The sequence below is a fragment of the Egibacteraceae bacterium genome (genome assembly GCA_040905805.1).
GTDB lineage: Bacteria > Actinomycetota > Nitriliruptoria > Euzebyales > Egibacteraceae > DATLGH01.
In genome coordinates, this window is record JBBDQS010000106.1 from 4,120 (window position 1) to 6,390 (window position 2,271).

At 70.3% G+C, this 2,271-nt stretch carries 1 protein-coding gene; it reads left to right on the forward strand.

Going from position 1 to position 2,271, the window contains the following annotated elements; all coding sequences use genetic code 11:
* The first annotated feature begins 163 nt into the window (after positions 1–163).
* Entirely contained in the window at positions 164–2,083 is a 1,920-nt protein-coding gene (locus WD250_11745) for a DNA topoisomerase subunit B (protein MEX2620878.1), read from the forward strand.
* Positions 2,084–2,271 lie beyond the last annotated feature (188 nt).

Consider the following 2,271-nt stretch of genomic DNA (forward strand, 5'->3'; position numbering starts at 1 on the left):
GTCCCGAAGCCGACAAGGCTTGCCCGACGCCGGCCACCTCCACGCCGGGCTCGTACCCCCCGTGCCGGCGTTTTCCATAGGGTGGGTGCGTGCCCTGCGGGGGGACGGCGGCGCCGGCAGGCAGAATGGGGCACGTCGAGACCACAGGAGACCGATCAACACCGTGACCTACACCGCCAAGTCCATCAGCGTGCTCGAAGGCCTGGAGGCTGTCCGCAAGCGCCCCGGGATGTACATCGGGTCCACGGATGCCAGCGGCCTGCACCACCTCGTCTGGGAGGTCGTGGACAACGCCGTCGACGAGCACCTGGCCGGCCACGCCCGCAAGATCACCGTCACCCTGCGCGCCGACGGCGGTGCGGAGGTCACCGACGACGGCCGGGGCATCCCCGTGGAGCGCCACGACAAGGAGCGCAAGCCCGCCGTCGAGGTGGTGCTCACCAAGCTGCACGCCGGCGGCAAGTTCGACCAGCAGGCCTACGCGGTCTCCGGGGGTCTGCACGGGGTGGGCGTGTCGGTGGTCAACGCCTTGTCGGTGCGCACCGAGGTGGAGGTCGTGCGTGACGGCAAGCGTCACGCCATCGCGTTCAAGCGGGGCAAGCGCACCACGGCGCTGCACGTGGTCGGTCGAGCCAAGCGCACCAGCACCCTGGTGCGCTTCTGGCCCGACCCCGAGATCTTCGACACCCTGGAGTTCGACGGCCAGCGCATCGCCACGCGGCTGCGCGAGACCGCGCTGCTGAACCCGGGGTTGCGCATCGACCTCGCCGACGAGCGCGACGGCCGGTCAGAGACCTTCCAGTTCAAGCGGGGCCTTGCCGACTTCGTCGCCGAGCTGCTCGGCGACGACGAGGCCCTGCTGTCCAAAGCGGTTGGGATCACCCGCGAGGAGACCCTCGACGGCAAGGCGCTGGCCTGCGACATCGCGGTGAACTGGGCCGAGGGCGGGTTCGACACGCGGTTGCGCAGCTATGTCAACGTCATCCGCACCACCGACGGCGGCGCGCACGAGGAGGGCTTCCGCAAGGCGATCACCGGCACCCTCAACCGGTGGGGGCAGGCCAACGGGGTGTTCAAGAAGGCCGACCCGACCTTGACCGGCGACGACCTGCGCGAGGGCATGGTCGCGGTCATCAGCGTGAAGATGCCCGACCCCCAGTTCGAGGGGCAGACCAAGGGCAAGCTCGGCAGCGCGGTCATGCGCCGGTTCGTCGAGCGGGCCGTGAACGAGGCGCTGGGCGAGTGGCTCGACAGCAACCCGACGCTCGGCCGGCGCATCGTCAAGAAGGGCCAGGTGGCCGCCAAGGCGCGCGAGGCCGCCCGCCACGCCCGCGACCTCACCCGCCGCAACGGCCTGCTGGACTCGGCGTCGGCCGGGCTGCCCGGCAAGCTCGCCGACTGCTCGTCGCGCAACCCCGAGGAGTGCGAGCTGTACGTCGTGGAGGGTGACTCGGCGGGCGGCTCGTCCAAGATGGCCCGCGACCGCCACACCCAGGCGATCCTGCCGCTGCGCGGCAAGGTCCTGAACGTCGAGCGCGCCCAGCTGCGCCGGGTGCTCGCCAACGCCGAGATCCAGAACCTCATCAAGGCGATCGGCACGGGCATCGGCGACGAGTTCGACTACTCGCGCCTGCGCTACCACAAGATCTGCCTGCTCTCCGACGCCGACGTCGACGGCGGGCACATCACCACGCTGCTGCTCACCTTCTTCTACCGGCTGATGCGCAAGCTCGTCGACGGTGGGCACCTCTACATCGCCCAGCCGCCGCTGTACCACCTGCGGCTCGGCAAGAAGAGCGCCTACGCCATGAGCGACCGGGAACGCGACCGGCTGCTGCGGACCGAGTTCAAGGCGAACCCGGGCAACACCACCATCGGGCGGTTCAAGGGGCTCGGGGAGATGGACGCCGACCAGCTCTGGGCGACCACCATGGACCCCGGCCGGCGCACGCTGCTGCGGGTCACGGTCGAGACCGCCGAACGCGCGGACGAGGTCTTCTCGTTGCTCATGGGCGAGTCCGCCGCCAACCGGCGGGAGTGGATCGAGGCCAACGCTGTCTACGCCGACAACGTCGACGTCTGAGCCCCCGGCAGGCTGTGGACAGTCCCCGTCCTTCGTCGGAAGCCGGCGGTATTCTGTCGGTATGAGCATCGACCTGAGCGCCTTGGTGCGGGCCCTCGAGCAGGACCCGGAGCAGCGTGCCGCGCTGCGACAGGTCGTGCTGGGCGACGAGGCGGACGTCCAGGCGGCGCTCGTGTCGCTGACGCAGG